Genomic DNA, 22,231 nt, shown 5'->3' with positions numbered 1-22,231 from the left:
TTTCTAAAAAGTGAAACTATTTAGAGAAGATTTCACTCTATATATAATGTGGGGGAAATTTTAATTTAATTAGGAGGAAGACGCAGTGAAAATAGAAGTACAAATGCAGGTCGCAGAAAATATCAAATATCTAAGAAACGTATTCGGGTATACACAAACGCAAGTAGCAGACGGTCTTCACTTGTGTCGCAGTACATATGCTCTGTATGAAACAGGGAAGAAAGTACCTGGTGCAGATACCATCATAGATTTAGCTGATTTTTATCACGTCAGAGTTGACACAATATTGCAATCGGAAAATGACCGTTTCGTCAATGATATCATTTTTTCCGATAGATGTAAGGAGCAGTTATTGTCTCTGGTCGATATCTTTTATCAACTTTCACCTCATGGACAAGGATGTCTCCTGGAGAGAGCCAGGGTTCTTCTCGAAGAGGAATTGTCGGGGGAGATTCCAAATTTTAATCCCATAACCGTAGCCTAGCGCACTGATCAACATAGAATCCCACACAGAAAGAAGCTGCCGCACAGACTTTTCAGTATCAGTACGGCAGCTTCTTTAAATTACTGTTTTCTTCCATGATCACGCTTCATCGCGTCTACGATTTCCAGACTTTCTTCGACTCCTTGCAGAATGATTTCATCACTTATCCCCGGTGCAAAAGTAATCCTCAATACGAGTTCATCGTCCTTTATGATCTCAATGTCTGTATCTCTGCTGCTCTCTCTGATTTTAAGAATATAATCTTTATATAACAGTTCTCTCATGACTTTCGCTTCCTTCTTTATGTTTCCTATTTTATCATGTCCTTTCCCCATGGATTCATACACAGCAATTGACAAGGCGGTGATATTCGCTATAATATAATAAATACAAAATACAGAGGTAACAAAATGGCTGTAGTAAGGATTACAAAAAAGTTGAAAAGACTGCGTAGCAGTAACGCTTTTCCGGATGGACCTCATCCATACAGAGGGCCAGACGAAGATATCGTGAGAAAAATCGCTGAGCAGAATACGGCGAAGGTATTAAACAAACTGTTCAGAGATGCTAAAACCATGGAGCGATTCAGACATGTAAACAAAAAACATGGCTGAAAGGTGTTAATGAAAGTGGGTGCCGTAATAAAACGGCACCCAGTTAGCGACCTATGAGTGTTTCTTTATGTAGTGGTTAGAATATACTTCTTTTCATACTTATTATCGAAGTCGAGATTATAAATGACATATCCGGTATAATAATTTACTACCGCATAGATATGTTCAACCTCAAAATGCGCGTACTCAATACCTTTGATTTCAACTAGGTATGAGATACCGTCTTGCTCTACTGTTATCTTATCTAATATTTCATCCATTTCTGCGTCCTTTCCCATAACTCAACTGGGCGCCTACTGTTATTCTACAATAGAAATGGGCGAAATCAAAGCGGTAAGTTTTGGAATTGAAAACTTTTCTTTTGTGACAAGAAAAAACGGCTTCCAGAAACACCCTTGCCTAAATGAAGTAAATCTGAAAACCGTTTTATATGTATTTTTACTATTTATGCGCTTCTTGCACTGCTACCGCGACAGCGACACTTGCACCTACCATCGGGTTGTTGCCCATACCGAGAAATCCCATCATTTCCACATGTGCCGGAACTGAGGAAGACCCTGCGAACTGGGCGTCAGAGTGCATTCTGCCCATGGTGTCTGTCATACCGTAGGATGAAGGTCCTGCCGCCATATTGTCAGGATGCAGCGTTCTCCCTGTACCACCGCCAGATGCTACGGAAAAATACCTATCGCCTGCTAGAACTCTTTCTTTTTTGTAGGTTCCTGCTACAGGGTGCTGGAATCTAGTCGGATTGGTAGAATTTCCTGTAATAGAAACATCCACGTTCTCGTGGTGCATGATAGCCACGCCTTCTCTCACGTCGTTTGCTCCATAGCATTTCACCTTTGCCCGATCCCCTTTGGAATAAGGTGTCTCACTGACAATCTTCAGTTCTCCACTATAAAAATCGAATTCCGTCTTTACGTAAGTAAAGCCGTTGATTCTGGAAATAATCAAAGCCGCGTCCTTTCCCAGTCCATTGAGGATGACGCGAAGCGGTTTTGTTCTCACTTTGTTAGCGGAATTGGCAATGCCGATGGCACCTTCTGCCGCAGCAAAGGACTCGTGACCAGCCAAAAATGCAAAGCACTCCGTCTCCTCACTGAGCAACATGGAGGCTAAATTCCCGTGGCCGATGCCTACCTTTCGATCATCAGCAACTGAGCCGGCGATGCAAAAAGCCTGCAGTCCTTCTCCGATGGCTTTCGCTGCTTCTACGGCAGTTACTGCTCCCTTTTTCATGGCGATAGCCGCCCCCAAAACGTAAGCCCAGCAAGCATCTTCAAAGCAGATAGGCTGAATGCCTTTTACGATTTCATAGGGATCAAAGCCCTTGTCAGTGCACATCTTTCTCGCTTCTTCGAGATCCTTGATGCCATATTCTTTCATAGCCGCTTCGATGCCGGCAATTCGTCTATCATAGTTTTCAAATAATTCCATCTCGCCTGCCTCCTATTCTTTCCGCGGATCGATTTTCTTAACAGCTTCATCAAATCTGCCGTACTTTCCGCTGGCTTTTTCTATCGCTTCCATAGGATCTACACCGTCTTTGATGAAATCCATCATCTTGCCCAAATTTACATATTTGTAGCCGATGATACTGTCGTTCTCGTCAAGACCCTCTTCTAATATGTAACCTTCTGCCAGTTCCAGATATCTAGGCCCCTTTGCCTCTGTGGAGTAAATGGTACCCACCTGACTTCTGGTTCCTTTGCCCAGATCCTCAAGGCCTGCGCCGACGGCAAGACCGCCTTCAGAAAATGCAGATTGGCTTCTTCCGTAGACAATCTGCAGGAATAACTCCCTCATCGCTGTATTTATCGCATCACAGACTAAATCTGTGTTCAGTGCTTCCATAATGGTTTTTCCTACGAGAATTTCTCCAGCCATTGCTGCAGAATGTGTCATGCCGGAACATCCAAGGGTTTCAATCAAAGCTTCCTGGATGATTCCATCCTTCACGTTCAGTGTCAGCTTACAGGCACCCTGCTGCGGTGCACACCAGCCAACACCGTGAGTCAGACCAGAAATATCCTTGACCTCTTTCGCTTGTACCCATTTCCCCTCTTCAGGAATCGGAGCAGGTCCATGATTTGCATCTCTGCCTACGATGCACATGTTCTCGACTTCTTTTGTGTATATCATCTTCTACCTCCATTCAGTGTCGTTGTTTTTAAGTATATCATCGGCTAACCATTTATTCAAGACACAAAATAGGGCAGCCAGCAGGATCGATGAAAGCGTCCGCACTGACCACCCTATGATGATCAATACCCATTTTAAATTGTCTTTTTACAAGATTTCCAGAGCTTGTCAGCCTCAGGGCCCCAGCTTTCGGCATATTTATGGCACTTCGCGCAGAGACTTTCTGCACTCTCCGGCGACTGCAAATCCGTGGATTTTGCCCCCGTTTTTCGTACCAGCTGCGGCAAAATATCTGGATTTTCCAGCATCGGACAAGGAAGCAGCGGATTCTTGTTAAAAGGCTGATTATCATGATAAGCCATAAAAATCGGTGAATGCAAAACCTCCAGCAGAGACTTTTCTTTTATGTTGGCGTTGGAATAGTGAATAAACACACATGGTTCCGCATCACCGCCCGCATTTACGTGGAAGTAATTCCTCCCTCCGGCAATGCAGCCGCCCACATATTCTCCGTCGTTTTGGAAGTCAAAGCAGAACAAACCCTTGCCGTCAGTCATATCTCGAATCTTCCTGATTCTGTGGTACATATAAGTTCTCTGTTCCTTTGTGGGCAGCAGATCTGGTGAAGCGTCGTTCCCCACAGGCATATAGTGAAAGTACATGGAAAACTTGACACCCTTGTCGATCTCCATCTGGATAAAATCATCGGAAGTGACCTTTTCGTAATTACTGCTGGTATAACAGATTGAGGTGCCGAAGAGACAGCCGTTCTCTTTCAGCAGATCCATAGCACCCATGACTTTCTTGTAAACGCCCTCGCCCCTTCTCTGGTCGTTGACATCCTCTGTTCCCTCTAAACTGATGGCCAGGTAGAGGTTGCCCACCCGCTTCAAATCGTCGCAGAAAGCTTGGTCTACCAGGGTTCCGTTGGTAAAAGCGATAAAGGCACAGTCTCTATGTTTTTCACAGATTCTAATCAAATCCTCTTTTCGAACAAGTGGTTCTCCGCCTGTATACATATAAAAGTAGATTCCCAATTCTTTCCCCTGCGTAATCAGATCGTCCATGTCCTCAAAGGACAGGTTCAATTTATTGCCGTACTCTGCAGCCCAACAGCCAGTGCAGTGTAGGTTACAGGCACTGGTTGGGTCCATCAAAATCAACCACGGTACATTGCATTCGTACTTCTTCCTCGCGTCTTCCATGACTTTTGTGCCGCAGAACATGGCCTCAAAACCGAAGTTCAATACCGCCGTCTTCAGTACATTCTTATCTAATTCATCGACAAATCTGTCTATGTATCTGACAAGAGCGCCGTCCTCGTTCATGATCATTTCTTCCGCCTTGTCATAGTCGATGACGACATCGGTCTGGTCAATGTAGGGTTTTGCCATGTCGAACATTTTCTTAAGTTCATGCTGCCTGTCTTTCCCCATTTTGTCGTAAGCAACGTCAAAGGCCTTGGCAAAGGCTGTACGTTCGATTTTATGTTTCAAAGTGTTCATTTCCTGCTATCTCCAATCACAAAAACTATCAATATCTTTAAAGGTTAACGTTATTATAGACCCGGGATTTTGCCAGTGCAAACGTCAAAACTGTCACTTTGTATAGAAATCTGTCACTTTTTGCGGACTGTAAGAGAATTGCCTGCCGCGTTATCCCGACGATCATTACACCACAAAGCCGGCGGGGAGAATCCCAGCCGGCTTATTAATCAGACTCCGCTTTTCCGCATTCTTATGCTATTGTGTTTAACTTTTCTTTTAATTGCCTTACTTCATCTTCTAGCAGATTGACTCGAACGAGAAGCAGCTCTTTTTCATGGTCTGCCTTCACTGCTTCATTCAGTTTTCTCGACAAATCAAGATGACCTTCTGCAATTCGTTTAATAATACGGTTCGTTACATTTTCCAGAGTCACTTTGATTGACGTCACCTCACTCTGCAAATTCTTTATCGCTTCTAAAATCATTTCTGTTTCTTTTGACACAAGACGCAACTCGCTTTCCATCAGCTTTGATTATTTAATCAATCCTCTCTCAGCAGAAAGCCGCCTCTTCGAGGGAAAAAACATTCGCTATTTCTTCACAACTGTGGCAGATCCAATTCTGTGATTTTGCACACTGTGCACCTCGATAGCCAAGTTCTCCGTCTCGATGGCAAATCCCTTGCCATCCTCTGGAATCTCTGCAATCAGACCACAGATAAATCCCCCGAAAGTATCGTAGACTTCCACGGGCAGATCAACGCCCAGTTCCTCGCTGACATCGTCGATGTCAGCGCAGCCTCGAATCAGCCATTTGTTCTCATCAATCATTTGAATTTCTTCCGGCTTTTTCTCCTCTTCTTCGTCGTGAAGATCACCCACCAGCGCCTCCATCAGATCGTGAAGCGTGATGATGCCGGACAATCCTCCGTACTCATCTATGACCACGGCAAAATAGACGCCTTTCAAGCGCATATTTTTAAACAGAACGTTGGCCTTCATGGACTCCGGTATGAAGTAGGCCTTTTTGACGGCATTTTCCATGATATCTTCTAGATTCTTCTTTCCATTCCTGAAATAGTCCTTCGTATCGAGAATTCCAAGGATATCGTCGATGCTCTCTCCACACACCGGATAGTAGGTATGTCTTCCGTCATAGATGATTTTTTCCCATTCTGCTGCGCTATCCTCCGTGCAGAGCGCCAGCACGTCAACCCTGTGCGTGTAAATCTGTTCCACCGTGATGTCATCAAATTCAAAGACATTCTGAATGATCTCATTTTCCTCAGAATCGATAACCCCCTGTTGATTTCCCTCCACAAGGAGCATTCTGATTTCCTCTTCCGTAACCTTTTCGTCGTTTTCATCAGGATTAATGCCGATCAGCCTGAGAATCAGGTTTGTAGAAACTGTCAGCAAAAATACCAGAGGTGCAAAGGCTTTTGATACACCGTGAAGCAGACCTGACATGCCCAGCGCCAGGGACTCTGCTTTTTTCATCGCGATTCGCTTCGGCACCAGCTCTCCAAAGACCAAGTTGAAATAGGCTAAAATCAAAGTGATCAGAACTACGGAAACGGACTTCAACACGTTTTCTGGAACAGTGATACCCCAGTTCATCATCGCATTTACCAATGGGCCTGCAAAACTATCTGCAGCGAAAGCGCTGCCCAGAAGTCCCGCCAGAGTAATAGCAACCTGTATGGTAGCAAGAAATCTGGCTGGCTGCGCAGTCAGTGCATCCAGGCGCACCGCCCTCTTATCCCCTTCGGCAGCCATCCGCTTCAACTTATTATCATTCATAGAAATTACCGCAATCTCTGCACTGGCAAAGGTCGCATTTAAGAAAATCAATACAATTTGTAAAATAATCGGTCCAATCATTTTTATATCCTCCATATATTATCATGCTGCATTTCAGTTAAAAAAACACAAAAAGGTATCGTCTGTCATAAAATTTGTACAGACGGTACCTCTATATAACCATAACACTACACGGAGTAATTCTCATTTTACTTGTATCACTGTCGCCATCGTCCATGTACCAAATCCCACCTTTCTGTCTCAATATTATTGATAGATAGAATAACGGAAAACACTCATTTTGTCAATCATACTTTTTGTTTATTTTCTTTTTTCTGGCATTGGCTGCAGAGTCCGTAGATAACAGAATTCCTGCATTGGAGAGCGAACCCGTGATCTTGCTCTATATGGCGAGAGATTTCATCCATAAAGCAGCAGTCAAGATGAATCACCGCACCGCACTGTACACATTTAAGATGGAGGTGTTCATCACACTTGTGTTCTCTTTCCACATATTGATAGGTCGTCTTGTCGCCTTTTTCGGCAGCATATTTTATGAGATTGCCGTCCTTCTCCAATTTGTCTAAATATCTGTAAATTGTCGTCACGTTGACGGAGCAATGCTGTTCTTTCATATAACTTGCGATATCACTGACACTGACTGCCCGCTCCTTACTTTCTATCAAATATTCCATAATCTTCATTCTGCTATTTGTTTTATATTCATTGACCGCCATAATTGTTACCTTTAAAATCTATCAAAATGTAATCCCTAGAATTTCAATCAGCACGCCCCAGGCAACACTGACCACGTACAAAATCGCCGCAATCGACAGACTCTCCCGCGGGTGCGTATTTTCTTTAAACAGGACCAATAGTCCGACGCCTGCACTGACAAGAAGCCCGCTCATCATAGGGCCTGCACTGATGATGCCGTCCAGATAGAGCTGTGTGATAACCACCGATGCAGCACAGTTTGGAATCAAGCCTACCAAGCCGGCCACAGCTTCACCTAAGACCGGCACGTTTGAAAAGACAAGATAGAGATTGTCTTCTCCTACAAAATGAATCAAAAGGCCGATGACCAGCGATACGATCAAAATAAATACGAACACTTTCAACGAGTGTACCGCCGCATTGACAAAGACACCGGTGCCGCAATCGCAATGGGCATTGTGGGGTTCCCCGTCAAAATCTTTTGGTCGTTTCTTTTTCCTTGCCATCCATCCAAAGAAAAGTTCAACTAAAAAACCGCTGATCATGCCAATCACAATCTTTGTTCCCATGATCTTCAGAATTGTCAGTCCGGCAACCTTTTCTGAAATCAAAATAGGAAGCATCTCGTCAGAGGTGGACATATAGATAGAAATCAATGTACCTAATGTAATCACTCTGCCGATATAAAAATAGGACGCAGCGGCAGAAAATCCGCACTGCGGAAAGGCGCCGATCAGTCCGCCCCAAATCGGCCCCACTCTTCCCGCTTCCTGTATTAACTTTCTTGGACGGTCACTGGCCGCATGCTCTAACACACCCATAACTAAATAAGTGAGGAACAAAAACGGAAGCAGCTTGAAGCTGTCAACCAGCGCCTCTAAAATCACTTCCAGCATGGACTCTCCTTTGCTCGTCATCTATCAAAACGCAACTCATTAGAATTTGCAAATCATTTGCATTTTGATTATAGCACGTTGGGCAGGATTGTCAAGAGAACAGTTATCGGACTTCACTCATATGCTTAACACCTTCATCGATCAGATTGATCAAATCCGCGATTGCTTTCCAACTTGTTTCATCTTCACTGATATAATAGAAATTTTTGGTTCCTTCTTTTCTCATATTGATCATACCGGCTGCCTTTAATATCTGCAAGTGATGTGATACGGAAGGCCTGGTCAAATGCGCTTTCTTTGCAATTTCTCCAACGCGGATGCCCGACAGGTCGCTCTCTAAAAGTACCAGCAGAATCAATTGTCTCGTCTCATCACCGATTGCGGTAAAGGCACTTTGACATTCCTGAAAACCCTTCATGATCTTCTTTAATCGTACTTCACATTCTTTATCCATCAATATTCACCTCTAAAGATATTTCACGTTTATTTTTTCCCGCGGCACTGCTCTCTGATACTTAATCTTTGGATAGCCTAAGACCAATACGGCTGCAGCTTTTTTGCCTCTTGGCATGCCCAACGCCTTTTTTATCTTATTTGAAACATTGACTGCGGATGCAAAGAAACCGCTGAACAACACGCCTAATCCGTTGGCCTCTGCCACAAACTCCATGTTCTGTGCTGCCAAGATGCCGTTGGTACGGTCTTTTGCCGCAACGACGATTACCAGCGGTGCATGGAAAAAGAAAAAGTGGTCGTCCACCTGGTTTCTTCTCACCATGGAGCTGAACAGCCCAGCAAAAGGCTTGATTCTGCGAAACAATCTCACAGCCATCTTTTCGAATTTATCTTTTTCTTTGTCCAATACGACAAAGGAAACGTCCCGCAGATTCTTTGCCGTGTGAGTCATCTGCCCTGCCTCAAGAATCTGCTCCAGCACTTCCGCTGGAATCTCCTTATCCTGAAACTGTCTTACGGTTCTTCGAAAACGAATCACGTCAAGGACCTGCGTCGGATCTAGTCGGGTCTCTTTGGTCTGCACGGGCAACTCCTCCTCATACCCTCCGATGGAAATTGCTGCCTTCGGACAGACAGCGACGCAATGACCACACTGAATACAATCGTCCGTAATGACATATGGCGCCCCGGTCCTCATCTCGATATTGTGCGCAGCGCAGTCATTTTTACACATTCCGCAGCCGATACACTTCTCTCGATCGATCTTTATCACATGTTCTGCCATCATCTTTCCTCTCTTTCGTTTACATTCTTTAACCATTATAACAGATAGAATTTGTCATGCCACATCGGTAAAGAAACTCAATACCATGAAAATAGAGCATACCTGGCGTATGCTCTATGAGTCTTATCTATTCATGATTTCGTCGATGATAGCTTTTGCCACTTGGTCTTTTCCCATCAGTTCCAGTTCTTTGACGTCGTTCCTGGTGATTATGGTAACCAAGTTGGTGTCCGTGCCAAAGCCAGCCCCTGCATCCTTCAGGTTATTGGCGACAATCATATCAGCCTTTTTCTTCTGCAGCTTTGCTTTGGAGTTTTCCAGCATGTTCTCCGTTTCCATGGAGAATCCGCACAGGAACTGCCCTTCCCTCTTGTGTTCTCCCAGATGCATCAAAATATCCTTCGTCCGTTTCATGGCAATGGACAAATCTCCATCTTTCTTCTTGACCTTCTGGTCGCTGACTTCTGCCGGCGTGTAATCGCTGACTGCGGCGGCTTTGATGATGATGTCCTGTTCAGCGGCTCTTTTGGTCACCGCTTCGAACATATCTGCCGCACTGGATACTTCCACTACATTGACAAACATAGGAGGTTCCGCTGTAGTCTGCGCTTTGACCAGGGTCACTTCTGCGCCGCGCAGCATGCATTCTCTGGCAAGGGCAAAACCCATTTTTCCCGTGGAATGGTTGGTGATGAAGCGGACCGGATCCATGGATTCACGAGTAGCGCCTGCCGTGATCAAAACCTTCTTTCCCACCATGTCCTTCTCACAGGCGATTTCTCTTTCTAAATAGCGGAACAGAACCTCCGGTTCCGGCATCTTCCCTGCCCCAGTATCTCCGCAGGCAAGGTAGCCAGACGCAGGCTTGACGACCTGCATTCCATAGCGCTCTAAGATGGTCAAGTTGTCCTGTGTAATGGGGTTTTCGTACATGTTGGTGTTCATCGCCGGTGCCACGATCTTGGGGCATCTGCAGGCGAGAAAAGTGGTGGTCAGCATGTCATCTGCCAAGCCGTGAGCCAGTTTCGCAATGACGTTGGCCGTAGCTGGTGCCACCATGAACACGTCCGCTTTTTTTGCTAGAGCCACATGCTCTACATTGTGCTGAAAGTTGCGGTCAAAAGTATCCGTGATACATTTGTTGCCCGTCAAAGTCTCAAAGGTAATGGGGTTGATGAAGTTGCAGGCATGCATCGTCATAATGACATGAACCTCTGCCCCTTCTTTCACCAGTCTGCTGGCCAGATATGCGCTCTTATATGCTGCGATGCCTCCACTGATACCCAGGAGGACGGTTTTATTGTTAAGCATGTTTATGATCTCCTTGTTTGATGCAAGTGTTCTTTTCCAATGGGGACAGTATACCACTGCATACTGGATTTTTCAAGAGATTGTAATCTCCACGGCCATTTTGTGCTTTTATTGTCTTTCTAATTTTTCTGCACAAAGATCCGCAATAGAGAAGAAAATTCTGAGCTGTCAGGAAGCTAAATGCAGTGCGAAGCCTAGGCAGAACTGTCTTCGGTTATTTTTTCAATAATTTTATCTGCTTACAAAGTAAAAAAATTTGTCAAAAAATAACTAGAAGCGCAAAGCAGAATAACTGTCAATAAGTACAAAACGAGCGTAACATCATACCTATTCGGTGCCAAACAAAAAGGACTGCCACGCTTGCATGGGCAGTCCTTTTAAAAGAAGGATATTACAATTATATCGTATTACACATATTTACGCATATATTTCAATGCATTCTTTTCCAGTCTGGATACCTGCGCCTGACTAATAGAGATCTCTTCTGCTACTTCCATCTGGGTTTTACCCTCAAAGAAGCGCATCGTCAGGATATGCTTTTCCCTTGGCGAAAGCTTATTCATCGCCTCAGACAGGGAAATATTTTCTATCCATTTCTCGTCTGTATTTTTGGTATCCTGCACTTGGTCCATGACGAAGACGGCATCCCCATCATCATGGAAGACCGGCTCGAAAAGGGAAACTGGCTCCTGAATAGAATCCATCGCCAGTACCACATCCTCACGAGGTACGTCGATTTCTTTAGCAATCTCCGAAATTGACGGTTCTCTGGACAGTTCACTGGCGAGCTGCTCCTTTGCCTGCAGCGCCTTGTATGCGATATCACGCAGAGATCTGGATACTCTGATGCTGTTATTATCACGCAGATAACGGCGCACCTCTCCGATGATCATCGGTACCGCATAGGTCGAAAACTTTACACCATGGCTTAAATCAAAATTATCCAGAGCTTTAATCAGCCCTATACAGCCTACCTGAAACAGGTCATCGGGGTTTTCTCCCCTGTTGTTAAATCTTTGAATGACACTGAGTACCAATCTCAGATTTCCTGTTATGAATTTTTCTCTGATGCTCGTGTCGCCTGCCTTAATCGCCTGCAACATTTCCTGCATTTCCCAGTCTTTGTACACGGGAAGCTTTGCGGTATTGACACCGCAGATTTCAACTTTATTTGCCATATTTCACCAGCCTGCTTTCATAAATTTTGATATGTATATGTTGTGCATGCAGACCGTAAATAGTCGAAGAAATTTATCCCAGTTTTTGCACTTCCCGTTGAAGCCGTTCGATAATTTTTTTCTCCAGCCTCGATATGTAACTCTGCGAAATTCCCATGGCGTCAGCCACTTCTTTTTGTGTCATCTCTCTGCCGTTTTTTAGACCAAAGCGCATATCCATGATCTGTTTTTCGCGATCAGAAAGCTTGGTCAATGCGTGATATAAGAGCTTGCGGTTGACTTCTTCCTCCAGCCTCGTGCTGACAACGTCATTCTCTGTTCCCAGAATATCGGACAAAAGTAACTCATTGCCGTCCCAGTCCACATTCAAAGGCTCATCCAGTGAAACCTCACTCTTGCGCTTCACGTCCCGGCGCAGATACATCAAAATTTCATTTTCAATGCATCTGGATGCATAAGTGGCGAGTTTAATATTCTTATCTATCTTAAAAGTATTGACAGCTTTGATCAATCCTATAGTCCCGATTGAAATTAAATCTTCCACATTGACGCCCGCGTTCTCAAATTTCTTTGCGATATACACCACCAGTCTCAGATTATGTTCGATCAAGACTGCCCTCGCATCCATACTCCCTTTGGCGTATTCTTCGAGCATCCTCATCTCTTCATCTCTTGCAAGCGGTGGCGGCAATACGTCATTTCCACCTATGTAAAATACACTTTTCCCCGAAAACCCCAATAATTTCAGAAGAAAATTCCTGGCCTTAGTCAAACTTAGCATATATACCCCTTTCTAGCATACTTCCAGGCAGAAGTATCTGTCGCTCATTTCCCCCTGTGGGCCAGAGGTCTTCACTCACGGCCAGAACAGGCTTTCGTATCATCTTCCCCGGGATTTTTACGTAATCGGCTTTGTAGCCGTCCATAATTCCCGTTTTCACGCCCACGGCGTTGTATGGGATAACAGTATATCTGATCTGTACATCCTCTATGTCTGCCAGCATCTGCTCCATCAAAGTTTTGCTCACCACCGCCACAGGTCTGCCTGTAAGCGGTTCTTTGAGAAAGTTGCCCGAATCTATAAACCCTTCCAGGTTCCATTGCTTATCCCCCATACAAACAATCGCTTCTACGCTGCTTCTCTCTTCCTGACGCTTTGCCTTGATCAGATTTACTGTGAGCAAAACGATGAGCATGGCTGCAATCGCAGCTGATGTCACAGTCAGATATGTAACTTGCGGCATATACATTCCTTCAGCCGCTGTTATCCCTTCCCAGCTGAAAGCAGTCAATAGCGCTATGGTTATGCCGCCATAAAGGAAAGTGACAATTAGAAAGAGAATAGCATTGAAAACCATTCTCTTTAACAATCTTTTCCCAAATGCAAGCCAGGTAATCAGCCCTGCAAAAATTATTTTTCCTGCCAGTGACAAAACCCCTGCAATGCTGGTAAAAATGGAAAAGGCGTAGATACCGCAGCAAACGCCGCATAACACGATTCTCCACCGTTTTAACTCTTCTCCAGCAATCCTGCCAGTAAAATATGTGATGATAATTCCTGTTATGAAGTTCTCTAAAAAAAGATACTCTCCATAGATAACCAAAAGAAAAACTCCCCTTTCGCTGGTACTTAATCAGTATAGCGAAAGGAGAGTCAGAAATTTGTCAAATCGTGACGCTCTGCAAGAATTTATTTTGGTACATCATTTCCAAAGGATGTCAGCCTTTTTTCTCGGTGCTGTTTTCAAATAGGTCACGTCAGGATAACCTGCCAGCATGCACGCTGATATCAGCCGACCCTCTGTTTGCAGCCATTCTGCGGCTCCTGGCACCATGTTGGCAGCCCTGACCATATAACCGTTATACATCACGGAAAGCCCTTGGGCTACAGCCGCCAGTTCCATGTTTTGAGCCGCCAGACCTGCATCTACCAGTCGGTCGGTGACAATAAAAATAATCGCTGGCGCATTGCGAAACAGATAGTCGTCGGCCGGATCTTTAGCCTTCTTTTTCAGATGTCCGGCATATCTCTCAATGTCAGGATTTTTTTCTGGAAACTCTGCCATTACGGCTAATCCGTTCCAAATCAATTCTTTGAATTCTGTCAGCCGTTCCTGCACTACGATGAAGCGAAGATCCTGATAGTTGACTGCCGTAGCGGTATACCGTCCCGCCTCAAAGAGCAGCGCCAGTTTATCTTTTTCGATAGATTTGTTCTGATATTGCCGAACACTTCTGCGGCCTTTAATGGTATGCAGCAGTGCCTTCACATCGACAAATTCCGCCGGATTTATTTCTTCTACATCCTCCATGTCAACACCTGGAATTTCCGGTGCGTCTACAGGACAGATCGCATAACAGTGTCCGCATTCGATGCAGGGACGTTCCACTTGTGCCCTGCCGTCTTTCATGGAAATTGCCTCCGATATGCAGTCAGCTATGCAAAGTCCGCAGCCTGTACAGTTGTCGTTTATCTTAATCATCTGATAGTTCCTTCTTTCTCTGAAATTCAGTATAATGTTAATGTTGTCTGTCTCTATGTTTCCAGTATACACTGAAATACTGTAATTCACAAACAAAAAAATATTGAATCTGCCTTGACCAGGAGGTGGATTTGCTCCTTTTAACAATGGGGGAAAATAAAGGATTCTGACCATTTTTAGAAGTATTGACTTCCCCATACACTGGTGATAAAGTCTAGGAAAAAGGAGAAGTGGAATGAAATCTTTGTTTGAAAACAAACGCCGCAGCTGTTTCAGTATCGCCGATGACTGGGTCTTTCATTATATCTTCAGCAGAGATACCGTAGAGAGCAAGAAAGCACTGATTGCAATCCTCAATGTCATCCTGCAGAGGACGGATGATCCTATCGTTGATCTGCAGATTATGAATCCCAACTTTTACGGGGATACGGAAGCCGATAAGGCCTCAATTCTGGATATTCGTGCCTCTACCAACGCCAGAGATCTGATCGATATTGAAATTCAAAACGGCAACACGCCATTTTATGCAGATCGCTCCATTTATTACGGTGGCAGACTGGTAAATTCAGCATTGGCATCCGGCGAAGAATATGATAAGATGAAGAAAAGCATCGTCATTTCCATTATCAACGGCAAGCTGTTTCCCCACAGCGAAAAACTCCACACTGTCTTTCAGCTGCGTGAGCTAGAACAAGGATTCCTCTTGTCAGACAGGCTGGAACTTCATTTTATTGAACTAGGCAAGGTTGATGGACGGAAAAAGGTAGACGAAATGGACTCTGTGGAAAAACTAGCTGCCTATATGCGGTATGCTGGAGAAGCGAATCAGGAACCATATCTCTGCCAGCTGATCAAAACAGGAGGTGAAGCAATCGAGATGACGGAAAAACTATTTAAAGAACTCACCGAAGACCAGATTGCATTCGAACTTAGAGAATCGCAAATTCGATATGAACACGATCAGGCAAGTTGGAAAGCTTATTTCAAAAACGAGGGATTAAAAGAAGGACGTCAAGAAGGACTCCAAGAAGGACGTAAAGAAGGACACAAAGAGGGACGTCAAGAAGGACTTGAGCAGGGAAAAACAATTGCTCTGATTGACATGGTCTGTAAAAAACTTGCAAAAGGCAAATCCCCGCAAACAATCGCCGTCGAGCTAGACCAGGATCCGGCTTATATTCGCCGTATCTGCGATACTGCACTGCACTTTGCACCTGATTATGACAGTCAGAAAATTTATGAAGAACTGAAGCAATCTGAATAATGCAGAGAAGGACAGCCTTTTAGGCTGTCCTTCTCTGCATCTCACGGCAGAAATCACTTAATCCCTGCTATTATTTTTGCAAATTCTTTCTTTTGTTCTATATTTCCCTGTCTGCCAATCATGATTCTCTGAGCCTGAGGTGAACCTGCGCCATGCATGGACTCTGTTCTATAACCTACAGCAGCACTGCCCAGGCAGACGTTTTCCAAGAATCGCAGCACGCGCATCCGATTCTCTGTACTCACGTCAGGACGGCCTGCAAAGTATTTATTGCAGATGTCTCCTACAGTCTCACCGTTCTTTCCGACTACAGTGTCTGATTCAAAATCCTTCTGGCTCGGCATCGTCACCATCAATCCACCTGCGATGTCTTCTGCAAGACGAACAATCTCATATGGAAATCTGGTGATATTCTGTTTGCAGACATTAGCCAACAGCAGATCAATCTGATAGTTACCCGCTTTCGTCTTACAGCCTTCGCAAGAGCAGGCGATACCGCAGGAGTAAAGAGTCTCGTTAAGATGGGTCATTTCAATTAGCTTCTCTTTCACGGCAGAGGCTTTCTCACAGCCGTTGTATTCCGCTGCAAGGGCAGCCGCACCGATGACCACGTCGCCTACGCCCACTTTGCAGCCGCCGTAACTCTGCCTGTGATATCCGGCAAAGCGTTCTACCATCATGCCGGCAAAATCATATTCTCCGGCCATGAAAATATATTCGTTTGGAATAAACACATCGTCAAAGACAACCAGAGCCTCCTGTCCGCCAAACTTGCGGTTCCCAACATCAATGTCAGCGTTTTCCTCCATTTTTCTGGTATCGCAGGACTGTCTGCCATAGATCATGTAGAGTCCTTCTGCATCGCTTGGACAGGCAAAAGACACTGCGTAATCTGCATCCGCTTCTCTCATGGCGATAGTCGGCATGATGATGTGCCAATGAGAATTAATAGAGCCAGTCTGGTGCGCCTTTGCGCCTCTGACCACGATACCATCCTCTCGCCTCTCTACGATATGAAGGAACAGATCTGGGTCTTCCTGCTGGTGAGGCGCTTTTCCTCGATCTCCTTTCGGATCTGTCATAGCTCCATCCACGGTCAGATCTTCTTCCTGCACCATCTCCAAAAACTTGACGAATCGCTGGTGATAATCAGTACCATACTTTTCATCAATTTCAAAAGTGGTTGAATAGACTGCGTTAAAAGCATCCATGCCTACACATCTTTGAAAGCAGCTGGCTGTCTTCTGTCCCAGCAGTCTCTGCATCTTAACTTTTTTGATCAAATCGTCACTGCTCTGGTGGAGATGAGTGAAACGATTAATCGTTTTTCCTGTAATATTGGATTTCACCGTCATAATATCAGCATATTCCGGGTTCTGTGCCAGGGCGTAGGTCATAGCCACACAGTTGATAGAAGGTCTGATAATAGGATGATCTACCCAGTTGTCGATTTTTTCTCCGAATAGATAAACTCTCGTATTCAGTTTGCGCAGACTTTCAATATACTCTGCTGCTGTCATTAAAGCCATAATAATTCCTCCCTTATATGCGTCCCAGTGCCCTGGCTACTTTAATCAAGCCTTCAATCAGGTTCTTCTGTGAAGCTTCCATCTCTTCCTGGCTCCATTTCATAAAACCCTCGCCAGTTTTAAAGCCCAGCTTGCCTTCATCCAGTTTTTCTTTCAGAAGATTCGATGGCTTTGTGGAATTCTCAATGTGTGGAAAGAGGTAATCATGAATGCTATAAGTCAGGTCAATTCCGCCAGAATCGATGACTTCCATTGGCGCCATGACCCCGAGTCTCATGCCAAAGCCATTTTTGATAGCTTTATCCACGTCTTCCGGCGTGGCAATACCGTTTTCCACGATGGAAATTGCTTCTCTAAAGAGGGCATGCTGCATTCTGTTTGCCAAAAATCCCGGAACATCCTTCTGCACGATAACAGGGCATTTGCCTGCGTCTTCCAAAAGACCATAAGTCTCCTTCACGATTTTCTCTGATACATACTTCGTCTTAATCACTTCAACCAACGGCATCAGATAAGCAGGCTTCCAGAAGTGCGTACCGATGATTCGCTCCTTGTGCACGGATTTTTCAGCAATTTCCGTCACGCTGATTGCAGACGTATTAGTGGCAAGAATCGTGCTTTCTGGACAAAGCAGGTCTAGTTTGGCAAAGTAATCCTGCTTCACCGCCAGATTTTCCACAATGCATTCGAAGATGATATCTGCAAACTCCGCCGCCTCCTCTAAATTCTCTGTACAGGATACCTTAGAGAGGATTTCTGGAATCGTATTTTCATCAATTACAGCATTATCTGCCAGAACCTGCAGACCTTCCCTCATGGTTTCCAAGGGTTTTGCTCTATCTTTGTCGTCATAGACATAGATGATTTTGACCTCGTGCCCTTTCATGGCAAAGGTCTGGGCGATACCCGTTCCCATGACGCCGGCACCGAGAATCGCAACTTTTTTCTTCTCCATTTACGTAACCTTTCTGTTCATATTGATATGGGAAATCCCGAAAATCAGAATTTCCCATCTTTCTTATTTATGTAGGCAATATCAAAGAACGTGCCTTGCGAAGCGTCGCCCCTTGTGGGCGACATGCGTGCATAGGAGCGACGCTCCGTTATGCACACGTTTTTTAATATACGCCGTACTTATAAACTCTGTCTGGTACGTCTTTGTTAATCTTGTCTTCGTCGATGAAAGCAACAGCGCGGACGATAGTGCCGTCTCCCATGTACCATCTCAGTGGGAACGCACAGAACATGAATCTCTGGCCCTTGACCTTTTCGATATCTCCGCCCAGATTTTCGATACCCATGACGTTATTGCCCAGAAGCATGGTATGTACTGGTTCCCACTCAGGGAAATCTTCACTTGGATCGTGGCCGAATTCTTTTCTATATTCTTCAATGATCCTTGGAACATATGGTCCAGGACCGTGATCTGCCGCGTAAGTGTATAAGATATGGTCCAGAGCCTGCATATCGAAACCAACGCCTTTCACTTTGTGATCGATAAACCACTGTGCGCCTTCGATAGAAAGACCTGGGCTGTATGCGAAGTAATCGTCGTTTTCACCCCAGCGTTTGTGCATGCCAGTGCAGAGTAGAACCCAGTCGCCTTCTTTGATGCCGCCTTCTACCTTTTCGGCTGCCGCTTCAATTTCCTCCGGCGTGATCAGCTGCCAGTGGGACTTTGGAATATCCAGGCACACGGCTTCGCCATAGTAGTTTTCCAGAGGAAGTTCATGGGTGTAAGGGGATTCCGGAATGACATGAGACGGTGAGTCCGCATGTGTCGAGTTGTGCATATGGAAGTCATTGAAGGTCTGCAATAATCTATAGTGCATCGGCATATGCTGTACTCTGTCGATATGAAAATCTCCGTTAGACGGCCAAAGCGGATTGCCTCTGCCAAATGGATGTGATAAATCTACTAATACTTGTTTTCCCATTTTTCTGTTCTCCTTTTTCTCTCATCAAAGTTTTCTTTGTTGCTATATCATAAAGCAAAGGTCATGCCAAATCGATGTCATAGCGGACAAAAGTCCGCAGATATTGAAACTGCAAGCTTTTCCAACAAATACGGTATGTCATCCCGGAATTTCATACTGTCCCTGCTGTTGCAAAAGAGGTGGATTGTTGCGAAAAGGCAACGCTCGCTTCTCCTATTCGTCGTTCTTCATTTCAAAAAAAACGCCACGCTCTGCGGCTGACGAAAAAATCAGCTGCAAAGGCGGCGCCTTTATTCAAACCTTATCTATTCAATTCTTCTACCGCATGTACCAGCATCTCGATAGCAGCGGGAATCGCTTCTTCATCCAGGTCAAATTCTGCATTATGCAGCGGCTGTGTGGTATCGGTTCCAATGCCCACATAGGTGGCGTTACCACCATTTGCCTGTACCTTGTTCATCATGACAGAGGCATCATCAGTTCCGCCGACGCTTCCTTCAAAATAAATCTTTTGGAACCAGTCCACCTGTCCGGCCGCCCTCTCGATGACCTGCATCATTGCATCGTCGCTTTGAGCTGCTGGAATTTCACCAAAATCGATATAAGTGTAATCCATGTCATAAGCTTTGACCGAACCGTCTAAGATGTCGAATACCCTGCCCCTGGCATATTGGGAGATTTCCTGGGTCTGTCCGCGGTATTCGATGCTCATAAATGCCGTAGGCGCGATGGTGTTCACTACGACACCTGCGTTGAGTTTCCCCACATTCACTCTGCAAAGGCCTGCTTCATGCGGCGCGATGGCGTGCAGATTCATAGCTGCAGAACAAGCCGCAAGCAGTGCATTTTTACCTTCCTGCGCTGCACCACAAGGATGGGCGGCTCTGCCGTGAAAAGTTACATCCAGCTGACAATCACTCAAAAAGTCCTTGCAGCCGCAGCATATGGTGTTAGAGGGCAGTGGGCGCCCCTCTCCGGTTAACGCCATATGGATTGAGATAAAATTTTCGGCATCGTCCAAATGACCTTTGTCAACAATTGCCTGCGCCCCATTATAACGCTCCTCCGCAGGTTGGAAGATGAGTTTAATTTGTCCTTTCAGTTCATCCCTTCGTTTCATGAGCGCGTCTGCAAGGCCGAGGCCAATTGCCGTATGTGCATCATGTCCACAGGCGTGTACGCAGTCTGCATTGCAGGAGATATAACCTTCGTCAAAGGGTCTGAAACCTGTCTTTGCAGGTTCCTGATATGGCAGGCAGTCGATGTCAAATCGAAAAGCCGTCACGGGACCCTTCTTCCCTGTATTCAAGATGGCAATAACGCCAGGATAACCGCACGTCCGTTCAACATAGGCTGGAGCAGCACCCTGGGAAACCGCCCTTTTTTTCTCCGCTTCTTTTTCTTCCTCACTGAGCATTTCGAAAGAAATGGTTTCTTCCCTCACCACATCTTTTCCCATGAGGCAGGAGTAACCCATAGCCTCTAGGATTTCAGCAACTCGTGCACTGGTCCTCAGCTCTCTCCAGCCGATCTCCGGATAGTGATGAAATTCTCTTCGGTATTCAATAAACTGATTCATGATTTCGTTCCTCTCTATTTTCTGAACCTTCAGTTGACCGAGACATCTGCTGAAAAGCATATCTTCCTTTGTCAATTGATGGTAATCTCTCTGCATTCATCCAAGGCTTGACCCAGCAGCCGTATACCACGGCAGATCTGATCGTCTGTCACGTTTGAAAAGCATAGCCTGATATGACCTCTTTTTTTCTTATTACTTTCATAAAACACCCAGCCAGGTACCAGGAGGACGCCTTTTTCTGCCGCTCGTTTGCACAGTGCCCTTTCGTTGATATCATCCGTCAGCGTACACCAGAGGAGAAGGCCTCCTTTTGGCTTTTTGTAGGAAATTCCTTTGTCCGCTATTTTATCAAGTTCCTGACAGAGGAGATCCAATTTTGCTTTATACACTTTCTGCACAACTTTGACGTGATTTTCATATTGTCCTGAATGAATGTATTCGTTGAGAAAATATTGCCCGATTCCACTTACGGCGGTCTCGTCAATGCTCAAGGCGTATCCCATCATATCGATCAAGTCAGCAGGGCCTACCGCATACCCCATTTTCATCATATATGGGAAAATCAGGGTAAAAGAATAGACATAGATGACTAATTTGTTTGTATCCAAGGTATAGAGGCTGGGCAGCCTTTTCTCGTAAGCAAAATCCCATTGATAGTCCTCTTCAATGATAGGAACGTTATAGTCATTAGCCAATTTCAGCAAAGTCTGCCTTTTTTTCAGAGACATCGTAGTGCCCGTTGGATTGTGGTAATTGGGTAACGTGTAGATGAACTTCGGCTTATACTGTCTGATCGCCTCTTCTAACATGTCCATTCTCATGCCGTCATCTTCCATGGGTATGCCGACAACATGAATCCCTCTGTTGTAAAAGATACTGAAATTATCTGGTACCATCGGCGATTCAGCCACGATACAGTCCCCTTCCCTCAGGTATAACATCATCAGATAACTGATAATCTGATTGCTCTCCGCCAGTATCTGTATATTTTTAGGCGTTACATAGATATTTTGTTCCGTCAGAAGGCGGCAGATGTTTTCTCTGAGTCGTTCTGTCTCATCGTAGAAACCTTCCATGCTGCCTTTTTCACTGTAGTCAAAAATTTTTGCTACTACGTGCTCCATGCCCTCTACCGGATTTAACTGGCGATCCATAACCATGCCGCCAAAAGAGATGCCCTCTTCTTTTTCTGATTTCCAGTAGACATCGTTAAAGGTTTTCTCTGCCTTGCGAAACTCATAGCGGAAGGCCTTTTCCAACGGAAAAAATCTTTTGCCGAATTTCTGCGTATCCTGGGCCGCCTTCACAAAATACCCTTTTGGCTTTTCTCGCGATACTACCACCAAACCCTCGGTAATCAGCATATCATAAGCTTTAATGACTGTATTCCTGTGAACACCGATTTCATCCGCCAATCGGCGTTCGGGCGGCAGTTTGAAGCCATCTGCAAGCTCTCCTGATACAATTTTTTCTTCAAGCTTTCTGGCAATCTGCTGATAAACAGGGACACAGCTGTTGCGGTCTATTTTTAAATCCATTCACTCACATCCTTCTTTGTCGGATCTT

The 22,231-nt window shown here is 45.0% G+C and carries 24 protein-coding genes; 3 read left to right on the top strand and 21 right to left on the bottom strand.

What is annotated here, in order from left to right:
- Positions 1 to 85 precede the first annotated feature (85 nt).
- Positions 86 to 484, top strand: coding sequence for a helix-turn-helix domain-containing protein (locus ACMQ5W_RS03200; protein WP_419023331.1), 399 nt, complete (start codon positions 86 to 88; stop codon positions 482 to 484).
- Positions 485 to 564: 80 nt separating this feature from the next.
- Here ACMQ5W_RS03200 and ACMQ5W_RS03195 read toward each other — a convergent pair whose 3' ends face one another.
- Positions 565 to 768 (bottom strand): hypothetical protein, encoded by a 204-nt coding sequence (locus ACMQ5W_RS03195; protein WP_148491564.1) that lies wholly within the window; start codon positions 766 to 768, stop codon positions 565 to 567.
- Positions 769 to 894: 126 nt separating this feature from the next.
- On the opposite strand from ACMQ5W_RS03195, the gene ACMQ5W_RS03190 reads away from it, so the two are divergent.
- The gene (locus ACMQ5W_RS03190) at positions 895 to 1,098 is read left to right on the top strand and encodes a hypothetical protein (RefSeq protein ID WP_419023329.1); all 204 of its coding nucleotides are present in this window, start codon (positions 895 to 897) and stop codon (positions 1,096 to 1,098) included.
- Positions 1,099 to 1,163: 65 nt separating this feature from the next.
- Here ACMQ5W_RS03190 and ACMQ5W_RS03185 read toward each other — a convergent pair whose 3' ends face one another.
- The 15 genes from ACMQ5W_RS03185 to ACMQ5W_RS03115 all read right to left on the bottom strand — a co-directional run bounded on the left by ACMQ5W_RS03185 (position 1,164) and on the right by ACMQ5W_RS03115 (position 14,356).
- Positions 1,164 to 1,358, bottom strand: a complete 195-nt coding sequence (locus ACMQ5W_RS03185) for a hypothetical protein (RefSeq protein ID WP_419023327.1) — start codon at positions 1,356 to 1,358, stop codon at positions 1,164 to 1,166.
- 181 nt (positions 1,359 to 1,539) lie between these two features.
- Complete coding sequence (locus tag ACMQ5W_RS03180) at positions 1,540 to 2,538, bottom strand: GGGtGRT protein (RefSeq protein ID WP_148491561.1); 999 nt, start codon at positions 2,536 to 2,538, stop codon at positions 1,540 to 1,542.
- A gap of 12 nt (positions 2,539 to 2,550) precedes the next feature.
- On the bottom strand, positions 2,551 to 3,243 hold the full coding sequence (locus ACMQ5W_RS03175; protein ID WP_148491560.1) for an iron-sulfur cluster assembly scaffold protein: 693 nt from the start codon (positions 3,241 to 3,243) through the stop codon (positions 2,551 to 2,553).
- 134 nt (positions 3,244 to 3,377) lie between these two features.
- Complete coding sequence (locus tag ACMQ5W_RS03170; RefSeq protein ID WP_419023325.1) at positions 3,378 to 4,748, bottom strand: radical SAM protein; 1,371 nt, start codon at positions 4,746 to 4,748, stop codon at positions 3,378 to 3,380.
- A gap of 232 nt (positions 4,749 to 4,980) precedes the next feature.
- On the bottom strand, positions 4,981 to 5,232 hold the full coding sequence (locus ACMQ5W_RS03165; RefSeq protein WP_419023323.1) for a hypothetical protein: 252 nt from the start codon (positions 5,230 to 5,232) through the stop codon (positions 4,981 to 4,983).
- A gap of 87 nt (positions 5,233 to 5,319) precedes the next feature.
- Complete coding sequence (locus ACMQ5W_RS03160; protein WP_419023321.1) at positions 5,320 to 6,612, bottom strand: hemolysin family protein; 1,293 nt, start codon at positions 6,610 to 6,612, stop codon at positions 5,320 to 5,322.
- Between the two features lie 227 nt (positions 6,613 to 6,839).
- Positions 6,840 to 7,268, bottom strand: coding sequence for a Fur family transcriptional regulator (locus ACMQ5W_RS03155; protein WP_419023319.1), 429 nt, complete (start codon positions 7,266 to 7,268; stop codon positions 6,840 to 6,842).
- Positions 7,269 to 7,289: 21 nt separating this feature from the next.
- Positions 7,290 to 8,144 carry a putative manganese transporter gene (locus ACMQ5W_RS03150; protein ID WP_419023317.1) on the bottom strand — a complete coding sequence of 285 codons (855 nt, stop codon included), beginning with the start codon at positions 8,142 to 8,144 and terminating at the stop codon, positions 7,290 to 7,292.
- A gap of 103 nt (positions 8,145 to 8,247) precedes the next feature.
- Positions 8,248 to 8,598, bottom strand: coding sequence for an ArsR/SmtB family transcription factor (locus ACMQ5W_RS03145; RefSeq protein WP_419023315.1), 351 nt, complete (start codon positions 8,596 to 8,598; stop codon positions 8,248 to 8,250).
- A gap of 12 nt (positions 8,599 to 8,610) precedes the next feature.
- Positions 8,611 to 9,387 (bottom strand): nitroreductase family protein, encoded by a 777-nt coding sequence (locus ACMQ5W_RS03140; protein WP_419023313.1) that lies wholly within the window; start codon positions 9,385 to 9,387, stop codon positions 8,611 to 8,613.
- 120 nt (positions 9,388 to 9,507) lie between these two features.
- Positions 9,508 to 10,695, bottom strand: coding sequence for a bifunctional phosphopantothenoylcysteine decarboxylase/phosphopantothenate--cysteine ligase CoaBC (gene coaBC, locus ACMQ5W_RS03135; RefSeq protein ID WP_419023311.1), 1,188 nt, complete (start codon positions 10,693 to 10,695; stop codon positions 9,508 to 9,510).
- 407 nt (positions 10,696 to 11,102) lie between these two features.
- Positions 11,103 to 11,873, bottom strand: a complete 771-nt coding sequence (gene sigG / locus ACMQ5W_RS03130; RefSeq protein WP_148491553.1) for an RNA polymerase sporulation sigma factor SigG — start codon at positions 11,871 to 11,873, stop codon at positions 11,103 to 11,105.
- A gap of 73 nt (positions 11,874 to 11,946) precedes the next feature.
- Complete coding sequence (gene sigE, locus ACMQ5W_RS03125) at positions 11,947 to 12,654, bottom strand: RNA polymerase sporulation sigma factor SigE (protein WP_148491552.1); 708 nt, start codon at positions 12,652 to 12,654, stop codon at positions 11,947 to 11,949.
- On the bottom strand, positions 12,638 to 13,477 hold the full coding sequence (locus ACMQ5W_RS03120; protein WP_148491551.1) for a sigma-E processing peptidase SpoIIGA: 840 nt from the start codon (positions 13,475 to 13,477) through the stop codon (positions 12,638 to 12,640). Before ACMQ5W_RS03120 ends, sigE begins: the two co-directional genes overlap by 17 nt.
- A gap of 99 nt (positions 13,478 to 13,576) precedes the next feature.
- Positions 13,577 to 14,356 carry a nitroreductase family protein gene (locus tag ACMQ5W_RS03115; protein WP_419023308.1) on the bottom strand — a complete coding sequence of 260 codons (780 nt, stop codon included), beginning with the start codon at positions 14,354 to 14,356 and terminating at the stop codon, positions 13,577 to 13,579.
- Between the two features lie 235 nt (positions 14,357 to 14,591).
- Here ACMQ5W_RS03115 and ACMQ5W_RS03110 point away from each other — a divergent pair, with 235 nt between their 5' ends.
- Positions 14,592 to 15,620: an Rpn family recombination-promoting nuclease/putative transposase gene (locus ACMQ5W_RS03110; RefSeq protein ID WP_419023306.1), complete on the top strand. Its 1,029-nt coding sequence runs from the start codon at positions 14,592 to 14,594 to the stop codon at positions 15,618 to 15,620.
- Positions 15,621 to 15,673: 53 nt separating this feature from the next.
- On the opposite strand, the gene ACMQ5W_RS03105 is transcribed toward ACMQ5W_RS03110, so the two are convergent.
- From ACMQ5W_RS03105 to ACMQ5W_RS03085, 5 genes are all read right to left on the bottom strand, one after another.
- Positions 15,674 to 17,149 carry a 4-hydroxyphenylacetate 3-hydroxylase family protein gene (locus tag ACMQ5W_RS03105; RefSeq protein ID WP_419023304.1) on the bottom strand — a complete coding sequence of 492 codons (1,476 nt, stop codon included), beginning with the start codon at positions 17,147 to 17,149 and terminating at the stop codon, positions 15,674 to 15,676.
- A 13-nt stretch (positions 17,150 to 17,162) separates the two neighbouring features.
- Positions 17,163 to 18,104: a 3-hydroxyacyl-CoA dehydrogenase family protein gene (locus ACMQ5W_RS03100; protein WP_419023302.1), complete on the bottom strand. Its 942-nt coding sequence runs from the start codon at positions 18,102 to 18,104 to the stop codon at positions 17,163 to 17,165.
- A 163-nt stretch (positions 18,105 to 18,267) separates the two neighbouring features.
- On the bottom strand, positions 18,268 to 19,086 hold the full coding sequence (locus ACMQ5W_RS03095; protein ID WP_148491546.1) for a cyclase family protein: 819 nt from the start codon (positions 19,084 to 19,086) through the stop codon (positions 18,268 to 18,270).
- A 301-nt stretch (positions 19,087 to 19,387) separates the two neighbouring features.
- Complete coding sequence (locus ACMQ5W_RS03090; RefSeq protein ID WP_419023300.1) at positions 19,388 to 20,665, bottom strand: amidohydrolase; 1,278 nt, start codon at positions 20,663 to 20,665, stop codon at positions 19,388 to 19,390.
- A gap of 71 nt (positions 20,666 to 20,736) precedes the next feature.
- On the bottom strand, positions 20,737 to 22,203 hold the full coding sequence (locus tag ACMQ5W_RS03085; protein ID WP_419023298.1) for a PLP-dependent aminotransferase family protein: 1,467 nt from the start codon (positions 22,201 to 22,203) through the stop codon (positions 20,737 to 20,739).
- Between the last annotated feature and the right edge of the window lie 28 nt (positions 22,204 to 22,231).

The organism is Emergencia sp., from assembly GCF_048465375.1.
Taxonomy (GTDB): domain Bacteria; phylum Bacillota; class Clostridia; order Peptostreptococcales; family Anaerovoracaceae; genus Senimuribacter.
The sequence above is the reverse complement of the archived record's forward strand: the minus strand, read 5'-3'. Positions and strand labels throughout refer to the sequence as shown.